General features: G+C 54.9%; 16 protein-coding genes and 6 tRNA genes. 4 read left to right on the top strand and 18 right to left on the bottom strand.

The genetic code is table 11. From position 1 onward, the window contains the following. Positions 1-168: 168 nt before the first annotated feature. The 8 genes from FLS37_RS01175 to FLS37_RS01140 form a co-directional block, all read right to left on the bottom strand. On the bottom strand, positions 169-1,500 hold the full coding sequence (locus tag FLS37_RS01175; protein WP_198314437.1) for a restriction endonuclease subunit S: 1,332 nt from the start codon (positions 1,498-1,500) through the stop codon (positions 169-171). Next, entirely contained in the window at positions 1,490-3,073 is a 1,584-nt protein-coding gene (locus FLS37_RS01170; protein WP_157314082.1) for a class I SAM-dependent DNA methyltransferase, read from the bottom strand. Before FLS37_RS01170 ends, FLS37_RS01175 begins: the two co-directional genes overlap by 11 nt. A gap of 127 nt (positions 3,074-3,200) precedes the next feature. Further along, positions 3,201-3,285 (bottom strand) — tRNA-Leu (locus tag FLS37_RS01165). Between the two features lie 84 nt (positions 3,286-3,369). After that, a tRNA-Cys gene (locus FLS37_RS01160) sits at positions 3,370-3,443 on the bottom strand. Positions 3,444-3,483: 40 nt separating this feature from the next. Further along, positions 3,484-3,559 (bottom strand) — tRNA-Gly (locus FLS37_RS01155). Between the two features lie 20 nt (positions 3,560-3,579). Continuing rightward, a tRNA-Gly gene (locus FLS37_RS01150) sits at positions 3,580-3,655 on the bottom strand. A 19-nt stretch (positions 3,656-3,674) separates the two neighbouring features. Beyond that, a tRNA-Gly gene (locus tag FLS37_RS01145) sits at positions 3,675-3,750 on the bottom strand. Positions 3,751-3,793: 43 nt separating this feature from the next. Further along, a tRNA-Gly gene (locus tag FLS37_RS01140) sits at positions 3,794-3,869 on the bottom strand. Positions 3,870-4,106: 237 nt separating this feature from the next. On the opposite strand from FLS37_RS01140, the gene nadA reads away from it, so the two are divergent. Next, positions 4,107-5,021 carry a quinolinate synthase NadA gene (nadA, locus tag FLS37_RS01135; protein WP_157314081.1) on the top strand — a complete coding sequence of 305 codons (915 nt, stop codon included), beginning with the start codon at positions 4,107-4,109 and terminating at the stop codon, positions 5,019-5,021. 113 nt (positions 5,022-5,134) lie between these two features. On the opposite strand, the gene mpl is transcribed toward nadA, so the two are convergent. Beyond that, positions 5,135-6,502 (bottom strand): UDP-N-acetylmuramate:L-alanyl-gamma-D-glutamyl-meso-diaminopimelate ligase, encoded by a 1,368-nt coding sequence (gene mpl / locus FLS37_RS01130; RefSeq protein ID WP_157314079.1) that lies wholly within the window; start codon positions 6,500-6,502, stop codon positions 5,135-5,137. Between the two features lie 150 nt (positions 6,503-6,652). Between mpl and FLS37_RS01125 the strand changes: the two genes are divergently transcribed. Continuing rightward, the gene (locus FLS37_RS01125) at positions 6,653-7,624 is read left to right on the top strand and encodes a GGDEF domain-containing protein (RefSeq protein WP_157314078.1); all 972 of its coding nucleotides are present in this window, start codon (positions 6,653-6,655) and stop codon (positions 7,622-7,624) included. Positions 7,625-7,764: 140 nt separating this feature from the next. On the opposite strand, the gene FLS37_RS01120 is transcribed toward FLS37_RS01125, so the two are convergent. The 9 genes from FLS37_RS01120 to def all read right to left on the bottom strand — a co-directional run bounded on the left by FLS37_RS01120 (position 7,765) and on the right by def (position 18,343). Continuing rightward, complete coding sequence (locus FLS37_RS01120; protein ID WP_157314077.1) at positions 7,765-8,394, bottom strand: LysE family translocator; 630 nt, start codon at positions 8,392-8,394, stop codon at positions 7,765-7,767. 174 nt (positions 8,395-8,568) lie between these two features. Continuing rightward, on the bottom strand, positions 8,569-10,038 hold the full coding sequence (locus FLS37_RS01115) for a TrkH family potassium uptake protein (RefSeq protein WP_198314436.1): 1,470 nt from the start codon (positions 10,036-10,038) through the stop codon (positions 8,569-8,571). After that, positions 10,039-11,415: a Trk system potassium transporter TrkA gene (gene trkA / locus FLS37_RS01110; protein WP_157314076.1), complete on the bottom strand. Its 1,377-nt coding sequence runs from the start codon at positions 11,413-11,415 to the stop codon at positions 10,039-10,041. It abuts the gene before it with no gap. 76 nt (positions 11,416-11,491) lie between these two features. Continuing rightward, on the bottom strand, positions 11,492-12,790 hold the full coding sequence (locus FLS37_RS01105) for a sigma-54 dependent transcriptional regulator (RefSeq protein ID WP_157314075.1): 1,299 nt from the start codon (positions 12,788-12,790) through the stop codon (positions 11,492-11,494). After that, positions 12,783-14,909: an ATP-binding protein gene (locus FLS37_RS01100; RefSeq protein ID WP_157314074.1), complete on the bottom strand. Its 2,127-nt coding sequence runs from the start codon at positions 14,907-14,909 to the stop codon at positions 12,783-12,785. Before FLS37_RS01100 ends, FLS37_RS01105 begins: the two co-directional genes overlap by 8 nt. After that, on the bottom strand, positions 14,906-15,487 hold the full coding sequence (locus FLS37_RS01095) for a DUF4390 domain-containing protein (protein ID WP_157314073.1): 582 nt from the start codon (positions 15,485-15,487) through the stop codon (positions 14,906-14,908). The genes FLS37_RS01100 and FLS37_RS01095 overlap by 4 nt, the downstream gene beginning before the upstream one ends. 10 nt (positions 15,488-15,497) lie before the next feature. Beyond that, positions 15,498-16,784, bottom strand: a complete 1,287-nt coding sequence (rsmB, locus tag FLS37_RS01090; RefSeq protein ID WP_157314072.1) for a 16S rRNA (cytosine(967)-C(5))-methyltransferase RsmB — start codon at positions 16,782-16,784, stop codon at positions 15,498-15,500. Between the two features lie 82 nt (positions 16,785-16,866). Next, the gene (gene fmt / locus FLS37_RS01085; RefSeq protein ID WP_157314071.1) at positions 16,867-17,793 is read right to left on the bottom strand and encodes a methionyl-tRNA formyltransferase; all 927 of its coding nucleotides are present in this window, start codon (positions 17,791-17,793) and stop codon (positions 16,867-16,869) included. Positions 17,794-17,845: 52 nt separating this feature from the next. Beyond that, the gene (def, locus tag FLS37_RS01080; RefSeq protein WP_157314070.1) at positions 17,846-18,343 is read right to left on the bottom strand and encodes a peptide deformylase; all 498 of its coding nucleotides are present in this window, start codon (positions 18,341-18,343) and stop codon (positions 17,846-17,848) included. Between the two features lie 162 nt (positions 18,344-18,505). Between def and FLS37_RS01075 the strand changes: the two genes are divergently transcribed. Next, a complete protein-coding gene (locus FLS37_RS01075; protein ID WP_157314069.1) occupies positions 18,506-19,576 on the top strand; it encodes a LysM peptidoglycan-binding domain-containing protein in 1,071 nt (356 codons plus the stop codon). Beyond that, complete coding sequence (dprA, locus tag FLS37_RS01070; RefSeq protein ID WP_157314068.1) at positions 19,577-20,704, top strand: DNA-processing protein DprA; 1,128 nt, start codon at positions 19,577-19,579, stop codon at positions 20,702-20,704. Positions 20,705-20,706 lie beyond the last annotated feature (2 nt).

Below are 20,706 nucleotides of genomic sequence, written 5' to 3'. Positions count from 1 at the left end.
GCGCCGAGTTTATCTTGCCTCGACATATCAAACTAGGATTACAGAGTTGTAGGTGATTTGGCTGTGCAGCGGCGTAACCCACCGGAACGCTGCGGGGCGATATACCCACTAGCCTATGTAGCCATAGCCATTGATTAGCAATGGCTGCATGAATATACCTGCCCAACATCACACCACCTCCGCCAGTGCAGCTTCGGCATCCGGCAGGCGGAGCTGGCCGGAGATGAGGCGTGGCAGTAGCGTGTCGCGCAGGGTGGCGAGGGTTTGGGCTTGCTGCTCAATGACTTTGATTTTGCCAAAAATTGGCTCGATTCGATTTTGGAACTCAGCAAGCACACTCGCATCAGCCAACAAAATAGGTATGTTTTTTACTGTCTTGGAGTTCACCGCATCCGCGATAGATGAGGTGCTGCTGAGTGTCGAGTAATCAAACGATTTCAGATGTAAATAAATAAACTCACTAGAAATCTGCGATTTCTCACTGAGCTTGAAGTGCGCAATCGCCTCGTTGGTTGTCATTGCGCCATCACTAATGGCAACACGCCCAATCGTCATCTTAAAGCTCAGCATAACCGTATTTGTTGGCACAACACGGACATTGAATCGCTCAACAGCCTCTTGAGTGAGGAATTCGCTGGTGGTTGCGATATATGCGCCGCACATTCCCATATCGCGAATTGACACCCAGCGAGTATCGCTAGGACTCTCTGAAAACCAGTGCTGCTCTTTTCTTGGTGGCGTTTTGCCAATGCCTACCTCTGAAATTTCATCCAGCGTTACCCATCCCCACCCCTCCGGCACCGAGCCTTGTGGGGTTTCGGTGAAGGTGGCGGGGAAGAGGGTTTGGAGTTCGGGGGGGAGCGTGGCGGCTTGGGTGCCGGCGTTGGCGTGGACGGGGTCAAAATCGACAAACCACGACTTGAACAGCGCCTGCGCTACGCCTTCCAGCGTCGCATTAGTCTCGTGCAACAGCGCAATGCGGTCGTCGAGGGTGCCAAGAAACTCGGCAATATTATTTTGCTCGGCTAAAGATGGCCAAATTGTTTTAATTGGGTGAACATGATTTCGGTTCAATGTCGGATTCGCTGACCCAACATCTAATCCTTTCAATTCATGTGAGTTACCCAAGAAAAAGTAATAAACAAACTTCGGATTGTTTCCATGAAAATCCTTAACCCACAGGGTCGTATCATGCGGCCAGAAATCAACTTCTAGAAAATGCACGCTTCCAACAACCCCTTTTCGCCCAAGCACAACTCCGGGGCCTTTCACCTTCGCTGAATCATGAAAACTACTGATGCCTGATGACGAAACTACAGGAACAGCTCCACTACGCTGCTCTGCTTTCGTAATATCAAATCCTCTTTGTAAAGTAGCTTGGCTTCCAATTGTTGAGAAGAACCATTCATCAAGCTTATTTGTAGGAAGCAAATCTGCTCGACTGGAGATGTCGTCTTCTTGCTGAGGGAGTATCTTGCACATTTGCAGTTCAGAACTCATACCCCAGCCCTCCCAGTTTCTGGCGAATCAGCTGGTCGAGTTCTGCGCCTTTGGCCATTTGCTCGCCGAGCTTCTCAGAAAGCGCGGTCATTTTGGTCGCAAAATCTTCGTCGTTGTCTTCCACTTCCTCCGCGCCGACGTAGCGGCCGGGGGTCAGCACGTGGCCGTGTTCGGCGATTTCGGCCAGCTTCACGCTGCGGCAGAAGCCTGCGACGTCCTGGTAAACCAAATTTTCCTCCCCGGCCGCAAGCGGCACTTGGGCCTGCGGCCCGGCGCGCCATGCCAATACGGTATTGGCGATGCGGGAAATACCCTCGTCATCCAGCTCGCATTGAACGCGCGAAATCATTTTGCCGAGCTTGCGCGCGTCGATGAACAGCACTTCGCCTTGGCGGGTGGTTTTGGTTTTGGCCAAGAACCACAGGCAGGCAGGAATTTGGGTGTTGAAAAACAGCTGGCCGGGCAGCGCAATCATTACTTCGACCACGTCGGCATCGAGCATGGCGCGGCGGATGTCGCCCTCGCTATTCTGGCTGGACGACATCGAGCCGTTGGCCAGCACAATGCCAGCGCGGCCGGTGGGTTTGAGGTGGTAGAGCATGTGTTGCAGCCACGCGTAGTTGGCGTTGCCTTGCGGCGGCGTGCCGTACACCCAGCGCGAATCGCCTTCCAGAGAGCCATGCCACCAGTCGCTGATATTGAACGGCGGGTTGGCGAGAATAAAGTCAGCGCGCAGGTCGGGGTGCTGGTTTTTGGTGAAGGTGTCGCCCGGCTCGCGGCCCAGATTGAAGTCGATGCCGCGAATGGCGAGGTTCATCGCCGCCAAGCGCCACGTGGTCGGGTTGGATTCCTGCCCGTAAATCGACACATCACCGAGCTTGCCGCCGTGCGCTTCGATGAATTTTTCCGACTGCACAAACATGCCGCCCGAGCCGCAGCACGGGTCGTAGACTTTGCCCTGATGCGGGTCGAGCACGGCGACCAGCGTTTTAACGATGGATTGCGGCGTGTAGAACTGCCCGCCCTTTTTGCCTTCGGCGCTGGCGAACTGGCCGAGGAAGTATTCGTACACTTGGCCGAGAATATCGCGGGCTTTGCTTTGGTCTTCGCCAAAACCGATGGTGGAAATCAAATCGACCAGTTCACCGAGCTTGCCATCGGGCAACGGCGCGCGGGCATAGCGTTTGTCCAGAATGCCTTTCAGACGCGGGTTTTCGACTTCGATAATCGCCAGCGCATCGTCGATGCGTTTGCCAATGTCAGCCTGCTTGGCATTGGCGCGCAAGGCTTCCCAGCGGGCGGCTTCGGGCACCCAGAATACGTTCACCTCGCGGTAGTAATCGCGCTCTTCGAGCTCTTCGGCCAGCATTTCGTCGTCGCAATCGTGCAGGAAATATTCGTCGTTTTCATCGGCAAAGCGGCGGGTAAGTTCGGCACGGCGGGCAGCGAACGAGTCGGAAATGAATTTCAGGAAAATCAGGCCGAGCGCTATGTGTTTGTATTCGGCAGCGTCCACATTGGCGCGCAGCTTATCAGCAGCGGCCCACAGGGTTTTTTGGATGTCTTGGAGCATGGAGGAGGGTTGCAGCTTTTTTTTGAAAGAGTAGGGTCAGATTATATCTGCGATCAGCCATTGGCGGCAGCTGAGGCGGGGAGGGCAACAAAAAAGGGCTTAACCTTGCGGCTAAACCCTTGATTGGTGGTGCTCGGAGCCGGAATCGAACCGGCACACCTTGCGGCGAGAGATTTTAAGTCTCTTGTGTCTACCTATTTCACCATCCGAGCAACTTGAAGTAAATCTTAACAGCCTTGCTGCAGGCTTGCTAGCCTTGCTTTACAAAAAAGCCCAGCAATGCTGGGCTTTTAAGCTGGAGGCGGAGGCCGGAATCGAACCGGCGTAAACGGATTTGCAATCCGCGGCATAACCATTTTGCTACCCCGCCTTAAGGGGCAAAGAAAGTAATGATTACTTTCTTTAAAATTTGGAGCGGGATAAGAGGCTCGAACTCTCGACCTATACCTTGGCAAGGTATCGCTCTACCAACTGAGCTAATCCCGCATCGTGTGCTGGGCAGATTTTGGAGCGGGATAAGAGGCTCGAACTCTCGACCTATACCTTGGCAAGGTATCGCTCTACCAACTGAGCTAATCCCGCATCGTCTGCTTGGCAGATTTGGAGCGGGATAAGAGGCTCGAACTCTCGACCTATACCTTGGCAAGGTATCGCTCTACCAACTGAGCTAATCCCGCATCGCATGATGCAACTACTAAATTGTACTACGCCAGTGTGTGATGGAGCGGGATAAGAGGCTCGAACTCTCGACCTATACCTTGGCAAGGTATCGCTCTACCAACTGAGCTAATCCCGCATCACTTTTCTGCATTTCTGTGTGATTTGCAGAGGAGCGCAATTATGGCTAAGGGCTTTGAATGTGTCAAGCACTGCAAATGCACTTTTTGGCTAAATGTTGATTTTTTAATTAAAAATGGCGTTTTTGCTACTGAGCGAGTGGCGTGGGGCATGGTAAGATTCGCAGCTATGAATTTAGGCGCCGCCATGCCTTTGGCGAGCGTCGTCTTTGTCTAGTCTGATCGAGGATAGCCCTATGCCACGCGTTGTGACACTTGCCCATTACTATACCGCCCCGGAAATTCAGCAGATGGCGGACAAGGTGGGCGATAGTCTGGAATTGTCCCTGTTCGCACGCGATGCCGATGCTGACATTATTGTATTTGCCGGTGTGCGCTTTATGGCGGAAACGGCAAAGATTTTGAACCCGAATGCCACGGTGATTTTGCCCGATGCCGGTTCTACCTGTTCGCTGGTTACGCAGACCGATGTGGCTGCGCTCAAAGCCTGGCGCGAGTCGTATCCTGATCATGTGCATGTGTCGTACATCAATAGCTCGGCCGAGCATAAGGCGCTCTCCGACTGGATTGTAACCAGCCGCAACGTGGACGACATCATTGCGCATCTGTACGCCGAAGGTAAAAAAGTGATTTTCTCGCCGGATTACAATATGGGCGGGTATTTGAATTATCAGCATGGTTACGAGATGCCGCTGTGGTCGGCCGTGTGTGAAGTGCATGATAAATTTAACCAGACAGCCTTGGATGAAGCCTTTGCGGCCTGCTCCACCGCCAAGTATCTGATTGCGCATCCGGAAAGCCCGTTGCCGGTACTGAAGCTGGCCGATTATGTTGGTTCAACATCAGGCATGCTCAACTGGATCAAGTCATTCGACAAAGAGGCCGATGCGGCGATCTTCGTCGCGACCGAAGACGGCATTTTGTACAATATGCGCCTGGCTCGCCCAGATCTGAATATCGAGCAAGCGCCAATTTATGCCGGTTGCCAGTGCAATTCCTGCCCATATATGAAGATGAACACCATCGAGGCGGTGAAACGCGCACAAGCGGGGCAGGGCACGGTGATTGATTACCTGACGAGCGCCGATATGGATGCCGCACGCGCCCCGATCGAGCGCATGCTGGAATTTTCTAAACGCTATTACGCCTAAACACTGCGCGAGTGCGCGCGGCTGTTTCAGCCATAAAAAAGCCCGCAGTTGCGGGCTTTTTTATGGGTATGTGCTGCTAAGCTAATTGCTGCATTGTTTACAGGGTAATACCCCTAGGCTAGCGCGGCGAGCAATTTGTCGTGGATGCCGCCAAAACCACCATTACTCATCACCAGAATCTGGTCGCCCGGTTGCGCCTCGACCACGATGGCGGCGATCAGCCTGTCCAGCTCGGTGAAGCTTTGTGCTTTCGCGCCCAGTGGCGCGAGCGCTTCCGCTGTGTCCCAGCCCAGATTGGCGCCATAGCAAAACACCCGATCGGCGTCGATCAGACTGCCGGGCAGCGCTTCTTTCATGGTGCCCAGCTTCATGGTGTTCGAGCGCGGCTCGAGTACGGCCAGAATGCGCTGCGTGCCCACTTTGGCGCGCAAGCCAGCCACAGTGGTGGCAATCGCGGTGGGGTGGTGGGCGAAATCATCGTACACGGTGATGTCGTTAACCACGCCTTTGATTTCCATCCGGCGTTTGACGTTTTCAAACCGGCCCAGCGCTTCAATCGCCACTTGAGGCGTAACGCCCACATGGCGGGCGGCGGCAATCGCGGCCAGCGCGTTGTGCGCGTTGTGCTCACCCATCAGGCTCCAGGCAAGGCGGCCTTGTGGCTCGCCATTAAATAGCACGTCAAAACCATCGGCATGTACCTCGCCCAGTGCCCAGCCATCATTAGCCGCGAAGAGCTCCACTTCCGACCAGCAGCCGCGATCAAGTACGCGTTGCAGGCTGTCTTCCTGGCCATTCACAATCACGCGGCCCTGGCCGGGGACGGTGCGCACCAGATGGTGAAATTGCGTTTCGATGGCTGAGAGATCGGCGAAAATGTCGGCGTGATCGAATTCCAGATTATTCAAAATCGCCGTGCGCGGGCGGTAGTGAACAAATTTGCTGCGTTTGTCGAAAAACGCCGTGTCATATTCATCGGCTTCAATCACAAAGAAGGGCGAAGTGCTCGCCACATCCTGGCGCGGCGTACCCGGTGCGCGGGCGGAAACGCCAAAGTTTTCCGGAATGCCCCCGACCAGAAAACCGGGCGCGAAACCGGCGTCTTCCAATATCCACGCCAGCATCGAGGTGGTGGTCGTTTTGCCGTGCGTGCCAGCCACGGCCAGCACCCATTTATCGCGCAGCAAATGCTCGCCCAGCCATTGCGGGCCCGAGGTATAGGGCAGGCCGGCGTTTAAAATCGCCTCCATCAGCGGCATACCCCGCTTGACCACATTGCCAATCACAAAGAGATCAGGTTTGAGCGTAATTTGCTCGGCACCAAAGCCTTCGATGAGCTCAATCCCTAAGCTTTCCAGCTGGGTCGACATTGGCGGATAAACATTCGCGTCGCAACCGGTCACCTTGTGACCCGCCTCGCGAGCCAGTGCGGCAATACCGCCCATAAACGTGCCACAAATACCCAGAATGTGAATGTGCATAGAGTTTGATTCCGCTTGTCGAGTGCGAGCAATCGACAATATTGATTTTTCATAAAAAGATGCATCATTGTAGCGAACTTGCTTGGCGTAGTCTGCGTCAACCCTTACAATCAATTTTCCTGTATTAGCTTTTGCTTAGGTAGCTTTCAGATGTCTTCAGTAACGCCGGTCAATCCGGTTGAAATTGCCCGTATCGCGCTCAAACGCTTGTCCGAGCGCGGCTTGCCCCCCACGCCGGAGAACTACGCGCAATTTTACAATGCGATTGTCACCATTAAGGCGCCTGAAAGCAAAACGGCCACCGAAATGCAACTGGCCTGGCAGGTGCTCTACAAGCTCGATGACGCCGCCCATGAGATGGGTGAAGTGACTGACGGTCTGCTGAGTCATTTGTCCGGCTCCAGCGCCGTGATGCAAGACAGCCTAGGTAGCCTGCAGGCGGTGCGCGAGGCGCACGCGGCGCAATCGGTGCCACCGGAAGAAACACACGCCACGCTGGAAGATTTGCTCAATGTGGTGATTAGCACCACGCACAATGTCCACTCTACCGTGACAACCTCGCACGCCGATTTGCAGACGATTCGCGATTCTATCCGTCATATCGAGGAAGATCTGGCGTTTAATCGTAAAGTGCTCGAGCAAGATGCGCTGACCGGCGCACTCAATCGCCAAGGCCTCGATCATTTGCTGATGCGCGAAGTCAAACGCGCGCAACGCAATGATTCTCGCCTGACGGCGGTGATTCTGGATCTGGACGAATTCAAAACCATCAACGACAAATTTACCCATCTGGTGGGCGATCAGGTCTTGGTGCATATGGCCAATCTGACCAAGGCCGTGTTGCGCGAGTCGGATATTCTGGTGCGCTATGGCGGCGAAGAATTCCTGATTCTGCTGGTCGATACCGACAGCAAGGGCGCGGCTTATGTGATCGACCGCTTGCGGCTGGTGACCGGGCGAACGCCGTATATGCATCATGCCAAACGCATTGATATTCGGTTCTCGGCCGGTATGGCGCAATTGCGCAACGATGAAAACGGCCGCGCCATGGTTTTGCGCGCCGATGAAGCCCTCTACCGCGCCAAGAACAGCGGTCGCGGCAAAACCGAAATTGCTGATTAAGGCCGTTGCTGACTGATGTGTAGGCTGGATGTGTGCATAGGCCCCGGTTGATCCGGGGCTTTGTTTTATCTGGCTTGTGCCGCAAGCGCTGGTCAAGCGAAGCTTATTCACTCATGGGTTGCAGTCGGCATGTAATACCCCTAGGCGAGCGCCTGATAGCCGTTGCGGATGACCAGCAGCGCGAAATACAGATACAACAGCGCCGATACAATATGGCAGCCCTGTTGAAAACGGGTGCCCAGTGTTTTGCCACCGTGGTGTGCGCCCAGCGTAATAAAAATAGTCCACGCTACGCCGCCGATAAAAAATCCGGCCAGAAAATCCACCGTGCCCAACCAGCTGCCGTCGGTAGCCTGCGCAATCAGCGTGCCACCTACTGCCGCAAACCACAGGATCGACGATGGTGAAGCCATCGCCAGCGTCAGGCCCCGGCCAAACAGATGACGGCGGCTAGGCAGGGCAGGGTGCGTGGTTTCGGCCCGCGTTGCGTCACGCAGCGCCTCGCGCGCCATTTTGAACGCCAGCCACAGCAGCAAAGTGCCGCCACCGAGCCAGGTAAGCCATTGCACCCAGACAAACTGCAGCAAAAAGCTCATCCCGGCCAGTGCCAGAACGGCGTAGAACAGATCGCCAAAGCAGGAACCAAAACCCATCCACAGCGCCGCCTTGCGGCCGTATTTGAGTGTGACATCAATCATCGCCACATTCACAATCCCGATATCGAGACACAGAGACAGCGAGAGCAAAAAGCCGGTAAAAAAAGTATCCATCGGTCAAGCTTACAGTTTGACTCATAGGCAGGGTATTAGGGAAGTAGATAGTTGCAAGGGTATATCGCTGCAGATATTACCTTTAGTGGTCTGTATGGCAATACCTGTGCAACTGGCTTGGTCAAGCAAGCACTCGGTGAGGCCGTATTTTCAGTGTCGCACCCTCATCGACTATCAGCTGCGCCAGAAGGCGCGGGTGAACAGGATCAGCACCGAGAAAATCTCCAGCCGCCCCAGCAACATGGTGAAGGTGCAAACCCAGGTTTGAAAGTCGTTCAGTCCCTGATAATTGCCTGCCGGGCCGACTTCGCCCAGCCCGGGGCCGGCATTATTGATGCAGGCGATAATGGCCGAAAAACTGCTGATAAAATCCAGCCCCGAGAGCAGCAGGACGAAGGTCAGCACCACAATGCTGGCAAAATAGATAAACACAAAACCCATCACCGAAAACAGCACCTGATTCGGGATAATTTGTCCGTTGACGCGCAGCGGGTGAACGCCTTGCGGGTGCAGCAGCGATGACATTTGCCGTGAGACTTCACGCACCTGGATCATGGTGCGGATCATTTTGATCCCGCCACCCGTCGAGCCCGCGCAGGCGCAAACGCAGGAAAGTAGCAACATCACCAGCGGGACAAAAATCGGCCAGGCGCCAAAATCAACGCTGGCAAAGCCGCAGTCGGTGGCCAGTGAGACCAGATTGAACGCCACATGCCTTAGCGCGAGCAGATAATCGGGGTAGGTTTGCTGCCAGTACAGAAAGCCCGCGAGCGAGAGCGTGCTCGCCGTGATCAGCGCCAGCATGGCTTTGAACTCGCTGTCTTTCAGGTAGACCGACAGCTTGCGCCCCGATAGCGCAAAATAATGCGTGGCAAAATTGGTCGCGGCCAGCAGCATAAACACAATCAGAATGCCTTCGATCAGCGGCGAATTGAAATAACCCACGCTGGCGTCGTGCGTGGAAAAACCGCCCAGACACAGCGCGGCAAATGCGTGGCAGACGGCGTCCAGCCAGCTCATGCCGCCGGCGTATTTGAGTAGCAAGGCGCAGATCAGCGTCAGGCCAGCGTAGATCAGCCACAGATTGCGCGCCGTTTCGCGGATGCGCGGCGTGAGCTTGCTGTCTTTGATCGGGCCTGGCGTTTCGGCTTTGAATAGCTGCATACCCCCCACCCCTAATAGCGGCAAAATGGCGACAGCCAATACGATGATGCCCATACCCCCTAGCCAATTGAGCAGGTGCCGCCATAGATTAATTGACGGCGGCAGCTGGTCCAGCCCGGTAAACACGGTGGCGCCGGTGGTGGTTAGCGCCGACATGGTTTCAAAATAAGCGTCGGTAAAGCTGGTGGCCGGGTTGTAAATGAGTAGCGGCACGGCTGCTACCGCGGGTAGCAGGCTCCAGACACCAACGACCAGTACAAAGCCATCGCGTGAACGCATTTCGCGTTTGTAGCGCTGCGTGAGTGCAATGGTACTCAGGCTAACGAGCAGCAAGCCCGCCAGTGCGTCGATAAACGGCCATAAGCCAGCGTCCTCATACCACCAGGCGACAGCGATAGGCACAATGATTGACAGCGAAAACAGCGCCGAAACGCGCGCAAGGACATTGATAGTTGGGAGCAGGCGTTGTGACAGCGTCATTTAGAAAAACCCGATTTTGACGGCAAACAGTTGCTCAATCGCCCGGATATGCTGCTTGTTGTCGATAAACACAATCACATGGTCTTCGTTTTCGATCACGGTGTCGTGGTGGGCCATGATGACCTTGTCACCCCGAATCAGCGCTGCCAGATTGGCACCTTGCGGCAGTTTGATTTCTTCCACACGCCGCCCGATGACGCGCGAATTGTTTTTATCGCCGTGCGCAATCAGCTCGATCGCTTCGGCCTCGCCACGGCGCAGGCTGTGTACCGCGACAATATCACCCTGGCGAACGTGCGCCAGCAGTGCGCCAATCGTGGCTTGCGCCGGAGAAATGGCCACGTCGATTTTGCCGCCCTGCAACAGATCGACATAGCGTGAGCGATTGATAATCGCGACCACTTTACGTGCGCCCATTTGCTTGGCGAGCAGGGACGACATGATATTGTCTTCGTCGTCCGAGGTGATCGCCAGAAACAGATCGCACCGGTCAATCTGTTCATTGTCGAGCAGGTTTTCATCGGTGGCTTCGCCACGCAAAATCAGCGCATTGGGCAGGTGTTCGGCCAGCCATTGCGCGCGTTCACGATTGATTTCAATGATTTTGACCTGATAGTCGTTTTCCAGCGCCATGGCCAGCCGATAGCCGACATTGCCGCCACCGCAAATGGTGATGCGCTTGATTGCACGCTCGTTGGCGCGCAATTGCCCGATCACGGCGCGGATATCCTTGCTGGCAGCCAAAAAGAACACTTCATCACCGACGCTGAGCGTGGTGCCACCGTCGGGAGAGATGCGCTTGTTTTTGCGGTAAATCGACACCACGCGGCAATCAATTTTGTCCAGATATTGCGCCAGCGTGGCCAGATCTTTGCCGTCCATATGCGCGCCCGCTTCGACGCGTACCGCGACCATTTTGGCGCGGCCTTGGGCAAAGTCGAGCACCTGCAAAGCTTCGGGGCATTCAACCAGCCGCGCCAGCAAATCGGTCACAATCTGCGCGGGGGTAATAATGTGGTCGATGGCGAAACCATCGTCGTTAAACAGCTCGGGACGGGCCAGCAAATCCTGATCGCGGATTCGCCCCAGCCGGGTTGGAATATTAAACAGCGTCTGGGCGATTTTGCACGCCACCATATTGAGCTCGTCTGACGGCGTCACCGCTAGCAGCAGATCAGCATCGGCTGCGCCAGCGCCTGCCAGCGTCAGCGGATTGGCCGCATGGCCCTGTACGGTGCGCAAATCGAGTTTGTCGGCCAGTGGCTGCAGATTGTGTGGATTGTCGTCCACAATGGTGACGCTGTAATTTTCTCGCACCAGTTGCTCGGCCACCGAGGTGCCAACCCGGCCTGCGCCGAGAATCAGAATATTGGGCAATTGTCACTCCAGCTTGCCAGCTGCACAAACAAAAACGCCGACGATGGGGGGGCTTCGTCGGCGTGCTGTGGGCAAATTACGCTTCTTCGAGATTGCGTAATTTGCGGGGCATTTGTATCCCCAGCTGTTTCAGTTTCCGGTACAGATGTGTGCGTTCCAGCCCGATGCGTTCAGCAACCCGGCTCATATTGCCATTCGAAAGCTCAATCTGACGCTCCAGATAAAAACGCTCGAATTGATCACGCGCTTCCCGCAGCGGTAAATCCAGATCGATTTGTGGCAGCGGCATCGCTTGCTGCACTTCGGTCGTGGCCACTTGCGACTCGGGCGAGAGCTGCGCCAGCAGGCGGCTCACCGGCAGAATATCAATGTCGCCATCGCGGCCGGTTAGGGCCAGACTTTTGACCACGTTGGCCAGCTGGTCAATATTGCCCGGCCAGTCTTGCTGGCTTAATAGTTGCAACGCCGATTTGGAAAAGCGGCGTACGCCTAGCTTGTTGGCGGCGACGGTTTGTGAGAGCAAGTTTTCTGCCAGCGCCGGAATATCTTCGGCGTGTTCGCGCAGTGCAGGGACTGGCACAATAATTTGTGTCAGCTGACGCAGCAGCTCGGGCTCGATCTGATTGGTCAACTGATCCAGTGGGCGCGTTGATGCGGTGATCAGCCGGATTTTGTGTTTTTCCAGTTTAGGGATCAGGTTCAGCAAGCCGGTCTGGGCTTTTCGATCAAGCCAGGCAATATCGCGCACGAAGATCGTACCGCCTGTCGCGCGGGTCAGCATGTCCTGCGGTGGCAGTGCCAGCTCTTCGTTCGAATTAGGGGCCACAAAGCCGCCGCCGGTTTTGGTCAGGTGGCGGGCGCAGGCTTCAAAACCGGCGCCAGGTTCGCCAGTCAAGATCAGGGGCAGGGACTGGCTTGCAACTTGGTCAAGTGCCTCGCGCAGCGCATTGATTGTGCTGCTATTGCCGAGGCTCTGCAGGCCCTGCGTCGGCTTTACCGGGTTGGCCGGTTGGGCAAAAGCCCGTTTCACTGCTGCCAGCAGTTTTTGCAAGCCGATGGGTTTTTCTAGGAAATCAAGCGCGCCAATGCGGGTGGCTTCAACGGCGGTATCAACGGTGGCATGCCCCGACATCATCACCACGGGCATGGTCAGCTGACCATTGCGCGCCCACTCCTTGAGCAGGGTGACGCCGTCAGTATCGGGCATCCAGATATCGAGCAAGACCAGCTTGGGTTCAGCTTGATTACGGTATTGACGTGCAGCCTCAGCATTTTCAGCGAGTGCAACGCTATACCCCTCGTCCAGCAAGATTTCGGATAAAAGCTCGCGAATGCCAACTTCATCATCAACGATCAGAATTTCTTGATTAACCACTTATTGTTTCCTCCCAGAGCGGCAACTCGATCCGAACGTAAGCGCCAGTGGCATTGCCCACCTGAACCCGCCCGTGATGTTCTTCAATAATTTTTTTCACAATGGCCAAACCCAGGCCTGTTCCTTTGGTTTTTGACGTGACATACGGCTCAAAAACGCGCGGGAGCAAATCGGCCGGGAAGCCTTTGCCGCTATCTTCGATATAAAGACGCGCCCATTTTTCGTCTTTTTCGAGAATAAGGCAAATCTGTTTTTCTTCGGCCTCGACAATCGCGTCCTGCGCGTTTTGCAGCAGGTTGTGAATCACCTGTCGCAAATGCGTGGCATCGCCGTTGACCATGAGCGAATCATGCACCCTGAATTCGCGAATCACCGGCGAGGCTTCGTACAAAACCAGCACTTCCTTGACCAGCTCCATAAAGTCCAGCGGCTTCTTTTTGCCCGATGGCTTGCGCGCATAATCGCGGAAAGCATCGACCATCTGTTTGAGCGCGGCGACCTGTTTGATAATGGTTTGGGTATTGCGGGTAAGGAATTCTGCACCTGTTTGATCGAGTTTATCCACCAATTTGATTTCCATCCGCTCGGCGGAAAGCTGGATAGGCGTGAGCGGATTTTTGATTTCATGCGCCAATCGGCGGGCGACTTCACCCCAGGCGGCATCGCGCTGCGCCGAGAGCAGTTCGGTAATGTCGTCGAAAACCAGTACATAGCCGTGCAGGTCTTCTGCGCCGTCGATGATTTGCGTCAGGCGGGTGCCGCGTACCAGCAAGACGCGTTTTTCATCGGCCAGCTCAATTTGCCGCTGCCAGACTTCATCCTCGGATAAAAAACCGTGGATGGTGTGCGCGGCAAAAGCGGTCAGTGCCGGATAACTTTCGTTCCAGCGCGACAGTGGTTCGCCCATAATCCGTTCGGGGTCCAGCCCCAGAATGCGTAGCGCGCTCTGGTTGGCCGATTGCAGCTGCCATTCTTCGTCAAACGACAAAACGCCAGCCGAGAGTGAGCCCAGAATCGCCTCGACATAGGCTTTGGCCTCGGCCTGTTCTGCCTGGTTCTCTTCCAGCTTGTCGCGGGCATCGGCCAGCTGGCGTGTCATTCGATTAAACGAATGCGTCAGAATACCCAGCTCGTCGCGGCTGATAACCGGGTGCTGCTGGGTAAAATCGCCCTGCGCCACCGCGCGAGTCCCCGCAGCCAGCACACTCAGCGGTGCTGCTAGTTTGTCCGAGAGGTAAATGGCCAGCGCCAGCGCGCCTAGTAGTGCGATGGTGAGTGCGATGGTGAGTGTCAGGCTGTAGATCATTTTCAGCCCCTGCCGGGACTGGGCGAGCTGTTTGTAGTCGCTGCGAACCTGCTCGACCAGTTCGGCATCTTTGGCCAGCTGTTCCGGCACCGGCTGCATCAGCTGCAGCAGACGGGTGCGATTGGCGAAATTACCTTCCGGTAGCGGCACAATCACTCGCATCATCAGCCCGCCATGATCGGCTTTCTCGATACCTTTGTAGCTGCCGCGCAGCGCTTCGCGAATCAGGTCGCGCGAGGGCAAGTGGGGAATCAGGGAGGCGAATTCATTACCAATATTGGCATAGAGCTGGTTGTTGTCGTCAAACAGCGTCATTTCCTGCACGCCGGTTTGCTCGCTCAGTTTGGACAGGCGTGGTAGTAGCGAGCTGGCGTTATTGTCGTGGATATCCCAGGCTATGACGCTGGCCTTGCGCTCTAGTTCGTCCAGCTGGAAATCAATGGCATTGCGGCCCAGATTCAGCCCGCGATCCAGCGCATTATCGACGCGGACATCAAACCAGGCTTCAATCGAGCGATTCAGAAATTGCACCGAGAGTGTGTAGACCAGCGCTCCAGGCAGCACCGCCACCAGCGCAAACATCAGCACCATGCGCAGCGTCAGGCGGGAGCCGAATACCTTGCGCTTGACGCGTTTGACCAGTCGGGTCAGGCGGGTGCCAACCAGCAGCGCCATGCCGATCAGCAGTGCAATATTTAAGCCCAGTACCTGAGCGTAATATTCCGAAAACCTTGACGTATTGCCCGATGCCGTTGCCAGCAGAAAGAGCAGCACAGTGGCTAGGCAGCCGAGAATCAACAGCCAGCGTTTCACTGCACCGCCTCCGCTTCGCCATTGCGGCGCAATTGAATATCGGACCAACCCGATTCAAGCTGCCAATTGGTATTACCGATGGTGCTGACCTGATAGGTTTTGGGCAGCTTCGAGCTATCGAGCCGCAAGCGCAGCCGTCCGGCAAAATCTTCGGCGGCAATATCGCTACCATCCAGAACCGACCAGTTTTTGATCTGTCCCAGCGCCAGCAAGGCTTCTTCCAGGCTGCCAAAATGGCGGGCAACTCCGCCAGTTGCAATGCGGTACTGTTTAGTCAGTGGCTGGTAGCTCAATCTTTGCGTGAGCTGGGCATTGGGGCCGAATCCTTCAGCTACTTGTCTGTACCAGGCGTACATCCTGGGTTTGCTGAGTTTGAATTCGTAAACGAAAGGGAGTGTCAGACCGTTTTTTAACGCGTCTTCCAGATCGGGATTGAGCGTAATGCTGTATTTGGCAAAGAGTTCGATACGCGGTGGAATCACTTCCGCTTCGGATTTAAGGTTCTTGATCTGCGCGGCCTGTACCTGCAAAGCTAGCAGCAATAGCAAGCTGGCGCCGATCAGGCGCCAGCACCACAAGGTCGCGGTGTTAATTGACCTTAGTAAATAATGCGTAAAAGAAACCATCATGCTCAGAATTGGGTAGCAACTGACCATCTAGCAGATCAGCCGGAATATGCTCGGAACTTAGCTCCTCACGCCGTGCATCAGGGTGACGGCGGGCAAAGGCTTCGGCGGACAATGTGTTTTCCGCCGGAAACACGGAGCACGTAGCGTACAGGAGTTTGCCGCCTGACGCTATGAGCGGCCAAAGTTCATCCAGCATTTTTTCTTGTTGACGGGCGAATTCAGCAAAGTCTTCAGGGCGGCGTAGCCATTTGATATCGGGGTGGCGGCGCGCCACGCCGGTGGCCGAGCAGGGCACATCGGCCAGAATGCGGTCAAACGGTTTGCCATCCCACCACGCGGCAGGATTGCTGGCATCGGCAGCCAGCACTTTAGCGCTTAGATTAAGGCGTGCCAGATTGTCATCGACGCGCTTGAGGCGGCCAGCATCGGCGTCAATGGCGGTGAGTTCAACAGCGGCCAATTCCAGAATATGGCCGCTTTTTCCGCCCGGTGCAGCGCACGCATCCAGCACACGCATACCATCTTTAACATCAAGTAAATGCGCGGCAGCCTGCGCACCCCAGTCTTGTACCGATACCCAGCCGTCAAAGAAATGCGGCAGCGCATCGACCGGCTGGGCCTTATCCAGCTGAATGCTGAAGTCGCCCAGGCGGCGTGCGCCGATGCCGCATTCACCCAGTAGCGTCAGATAGTGATCGGCATCGCAATGGCGGCGGTTAACACGCAAGGTCATCGGCGGGTGCTGATTGTTGGCCTGCAAGATTTGTTGCCACTGCTTGGGGTAGGCGTTTTTCATTTCGGTCATCCACCATTTCGGGTGGTTGAACTTGGCACGTTCGTTTTTTTGTGCAGCGGTGACTAATTCATCTTTTTGGCGCAAAAAGCTGCGCAATACCGCATTGACCAACCCTTTGCCTTTGCCCTGACCAATCTTGGCCGCCACATTCACCGCATGATCAACGACGGCATGCGCGCCAGCGCGGGTAAATTGCAACTGATACAGCGTTGTTAGCAGCAAAACCTTGAGCTCCAGCTCTTTGAGCGGTTTGCTCGCCAACGTATTGAGCAAGGCCTCAAGTAAGCCCAGATGGCGCAGCGTGCCGTAGGCGATGTCCTGCACTGCGCCGCGCTGCTGTGGCGTGATACTGGGGTTTTGGCGCCAAGTGGTATTCAGTGCTTCGGTCAGATTTTGCCCGGACAGCACCGCATAGACGGTTTCGCAGGCGAGGGTTTGTGTTACTAACATTCAGGCATCCAGTGGCTTGGGTATATCCATGAGGTCATTGTTTAATATGGTCTGCATCAATATACCCAGTTGGTTGTGTTGCTTACTGGCCGAAAAACTGACCAATGCTCAATTCATTGCCGCTTAAAAAAGCTTGTGCGCCCAGTCGTTTGCCGCCAGCTTTTTGCAGCTCGGTGATCCGCAATGCGCCCGCGCCGCAGGCAACGACAATCGCGTCTTTTTCCAGCGCCAGAATCTGCCCGGCCTGGCCTTGTCCATCGCAGACGCTGGCTTGCCAGATTTTAACCGCCTGCCCTTGCCAGTTGCTCTGTGCGCTGGGGAAGGGGTTAAAGGCGCGGATCATGCGATCAAGTTGCACGGCATTCTGCTGCCAATCGATTTGTGCTTCTTCTTTTTTCAGCTTTTCGGCGTAGGTCACGCCAGCTGCAGGCTGAACTTGGCGCTGGGCTTGTAATGGTGGCAAATCGGCTAGCGCAGCGACGATGGCTTGCGCGCCTTTGATGGCCAGTTTGTCGTGCAAGCTGGTGGCGTTATCGGTGGGCTCAATGGCCGTGCGGTGAATTGACAGCATATCGCCGGTATCGAGCCCGGCATCCATTTGCATAATCGTAATACCGGTTTCAGTGTCGCCAGCCAGAATCGCCCGCTGGATCGGCGCTGCGCCACGCCAGCGCGGCAAGAGCGAGGCGTGAATATTCAGGCAGCCAAGGCGGGGTAGGTCGAGCACAGATTGGGGGAGTATGATCCCGTAGGCAGCAACTACCATGATGTCTGCGTCAATACCCTGTAGGGGTTCTTGCTGCTCGGCGGTGCGCAGTTTTTCCGGCTGATACACAGGGATCTGGTTAGCGACTGCGACTTCTTTTACTGCTGACGCAGTCAGCTTCATGCCGCGCCCGCTCGGGCGATCAGGTTGGGTTAGCACCAGGGCAATCTCATGGCCTGCATCAATTAAAGCTTGCAGGGCGCTGGCGGCAAAATCGGGCGTGCCGGCAAAGATTATTTTCATAAGTCAATCACACTCGCTATCAAAAAATCGCGGGCCAGAGGCCCGCTTGGATTTACATCGCTTTGCGTTTTTTCAGCTTCTGGACGATGCGATTGAGTTTGAGGCGCGAGAGCTTTTCGACAAATACCTTGCCGTCCAGATGATCGATTTCGTGCTGAACGCAAATGGCGAGCAAGCCATCGGCGTCAAATTCAAATGGCTGCCCTTGTGCATTCAGTGCCTTGACCTTGACGCGCTCGGCACGCTCGACTTCTTCATAAATGCCGGGCACAGACAAGCAACCTTCTTCATAGGTGGTGATGCCGTCGCGCTCTATAATTTCCGGATTGACGAGCACCAGCAGAGCGTCTTTGTTTTCCGAAATGTCGATCACGACCAGCCGTTTGTGATAATCCACCTGGGTGGCGGCAAGACCGATGCCTGGCGCAGCGTACATTGTTTCGGCCATATCATTAATTTGCCGTTGTAAAGCTGCATCAAATTCGGTGATTGGCTGCGCAACTGTGTGCAAACGCTCGTCGGGGTAGTGCAGAATATTAAGAATTGCCATTTTTGCTTGCTAGACCAAAAGTTTATACTGCAGAATCGGTTAAATTATTGCTTAAGCTTAATTCATCATATAGATATTTGAATAGGGCGGCATTTTACTGCACTGATCCTATCCAAGTCGAAAATCACTTGTCGCGCTAGCGGCGAGAACTGGGCTCACACTATGCGTAAATCAATTATATCCTTTCTTTTGCTTGCCGGTTTTATCACAGGTACCGCAACCGCTGATGAGCTCAAGCTTGCTGATAATGCGCCCGACAGCTACGTAGTCGTGAAAGGCGATACTTTGTGGGATATTTCGGGCAAATTTCTGAAGCAGCCGTGGCGCTGGCCGGAAATCTGGCGCTTGAACAAAGCCGAAATCAAAAACCCGCACTGGATTTACCCCGGTGACGTTATTGTACTGGGCAATTGTAATGGCAAGCCATGTTTGCGCCTGCTAAAGAACGCAAAAGCTGACGGACGTGGTGGTAATGGCAAACTTAGCCCGCGTATTCGTATTTCCAGCCTGGATGGCGATGCAACGCCAAGTATTGCCATGACGTCGATTGAGCCCTTCCTGTACAAACCGTTGATTATGGATATGGCCAGCTTCAAGGCTGCACCGCGCATCGCTGCAGGCCCCGATAACCGCGTGATGTATACCGCTGGTGATCAAATTTATGCAGTAGGTTTGCCTGAGGCCGAGGCGGGAGAGACATTCCAAGTGTTCCGCCAGGGTAAAGAAATCATGGATCCTGACCAGCCAAAACTACTTTTGGGAATGGAGGTGACCTATTTGGGCGACGTGCGCATCAATCGTTCCGGCGATGTTGTCACTTTGAATGTGGTCTCAAACTCCCGCGAAATCCAGATCGGTGACCGTTTGGTTAAATCACCAGAAAGAACATTTCTGAACTATGCCCCGCATTTGCCTGCGCAGGCGATGGAAGGCAAAGTAGCCTCATCTTATGCTGGTGTAGCCGACGTGGGCTCCCTGATGACGGTCGTGCTTAATAAAGGTGCTTTGGATGGTGTTGACCTGGGAACAGTTTTCTTTAGTTACAAAGCGCCACGTGCGATCAAGAAAGAAGAACAAACTGAACCAGATCGCTTAACGCCACCGATCAAGAACGCCAACCTGTTTGTTTACCGCGTTTTTCCTAATCTTTCCTATGCATTGGTGCTCGATAGCACACAGCCCGTGAACGTGGGTGATGTGGTTCGCGCAGAAGCAGCTTACACGGAGGAGTAATTGCATCCTGATGAATTGCTACTCTGGTTGCGCCTCAGTCTAGTTAATGGGCTGGGCGCGCGGGGGCAGATTCAACTTTTGCGGGCTCTGGGTGAGCCCGCGGCCATTTTTGCTGCGAGCAAAAATAGACTGGCGCAGTACGTGTCTCCTGTGGTGGCCGAGGCCATCCACGCGGCCGCAAATCAAATCCCCCAAGCTCAAATCGATTTAACGCTGGACTGGCTCTCGAAAGAAGGCCATGTCATTCTGACTCTGGCCGATGAGTCCTATCCTAAAAAACTGCTGAATTTACCTGATCCGCCAGCCCTGATTTATGCCAAGGGTCATCTTGCCTTGCTGGAGCGAGCCGCTTTGAGTGTCGTCGGCAGCCGTAATGCGAGTATGCAAGGTCTGCAAAATGCCCAAGCCTTTGCGCAACACCTCTCAACCCAAGGAATCTGCATCATTAGTGGCTTGGCCAGTGGTATTGATGCTGCGGCGCACCGCGGTGGGCTCAGCGCAGCTGGATCTAGCATTGCTATTGTCGGTACCGGGCTTGATCGGGTTTATCCCGCATCCAATCGGGAGTTGGCGCATCAACTGGCTGCTCAGGGTTTGATTTTATCCGAGCTGGCATTGGGTGCCCCACCGAAGGCCGAGCATTTTCCGCGCCGCAACCGGATGATTGCCGCTTTAGGTCTGGGTTGCCTGGTGGTTGAAGCTGCGCTTGGTAGTGGCTCACTGATTACCGCACGTCAGGCGGTTGATTTGGGGCGTGAAGTTTTTGCTATCCCCGGTTCAATTCATTCTCCGCTGAGCAAAGGCTGTCATCACTTGATTAAGAATGGTGCCAAACTCGTCGAATCGGGGGCTGATATTTTCGAAGAACTGGCTGCGCCGCTTTCTCTGTTTGCTTTGCCCGAGCACGCTACTGTAGCACCTGCCAAGAAGGCCAAAAGAGCAAGTGATGTCGATCCGATATTGGGCAAAATGGGTTGGGATCCGGTTGATTTTGACTCACTGATTGAGCTGACTGGCTTGACTAGTGAGGCGCTGTGCGCGATTCTGTTGGGTTTGGAATTAGAAGGGCAGTTGTCTTGCTTGCCGGGTAATCGCTACCAAAGGCTGGCAGGCGCTGTAAAAAGCTGATT

Source organism: Chitinibacter sp. GC72 (assembly GCF_009760905.1).
In the GTDB taxonomy this organism is placed as follows: Bacteria; Pseudomonadota; Gammaproteobacteria; order Burkholderiales; family Chitinibacteraceae; genus Chitinibacter.
This window is presented reverse-complemented; position numbering and strand designations above follow the sequence as displayed.

What these genes read in the sequence shown, in the direction of transcription:
- FLS37_RS01175 (WP_198314437.1), bottom strand. Translation starts at nt 1,500, where the DNA reads ATGAGTTCTGAACTGCAAATGTGCAAGATACTCCCTCAGCAAGAAGAC.
- FLS37_RS01170 (WP_157314082.1), bottom strand. Translation starts at nt 3,073, where the DNA reads ATGCTCCAAGACATCCAAAAAACCCTGTGGGCCGCTGCTGATAAGCTG.
- nadA (WP_157314081.1), top strand. Translation starts at nt 4,107, where the DNA reads ATGCCACGCGTTGTGACACTTGCCCATTACTATACCGCCCCGGAAATT.
- mpl (WP_157314079.1), bottom strand. Translation starts at nt 6,502, where the DNA reads ATGCACATTCACATTCTGGGTATTTGTGGCACGTTTATGGGCGGTATT.
- FLS37_RS01125 (WP_157314078.1), top strand. Translation starts at nt 6,653, where the DNA reads ATGTCTTCAGTAACGCCGGTCAATCCGGTTGAAATTGCCCGTATCGCG.
- FLS37_RS01120 (WP_157314077.1), bottom strand. Translation starts at nt 8,394, where the DNA reads ATGGATACTTTTTTTACCGGCTTTTTGCTCTCGCTGTCTCTGTGTCTC.
- FLS37_RS01115 (WP_198314436.1), bottom strand. Translation starts at nt 10,038, where the DNA reads ATGACGCTGTCACAACGCCTGCTCCCAACTATCAATGTCCTTGCGCGC.
- rsmB (WP_157314072.1), bottom strand. Translation starts at nt 16,784, where the DNA reads ATGTTAGTAACACAAACCCTCGCCTGCGAAACCGTCTATGCGGTGCTG.
- fmt (WP_157314071.1), bottom strand. Translation starts at nt 17,793, where the DNA reads ATGAAAATAATCTTTGCCGGCACGCCCGATTTTGCCGCCAGCGCCCTG.
- def (WP_157314070.1), bottom strand. Translation starts at nt 18,343, where the DNA reads ATGGCAATTCTTAATATTCTGCACTACCCCGACGAGCGTTTGCACACA.
- FLS37_RS01075 (WP_157314069.1), top strand. Translation starts at nt 18,506, where the DNA reads ATGCGTAAATCAATTATATCCTTTCTTTTGCTTGCCGGTTTTATCACA.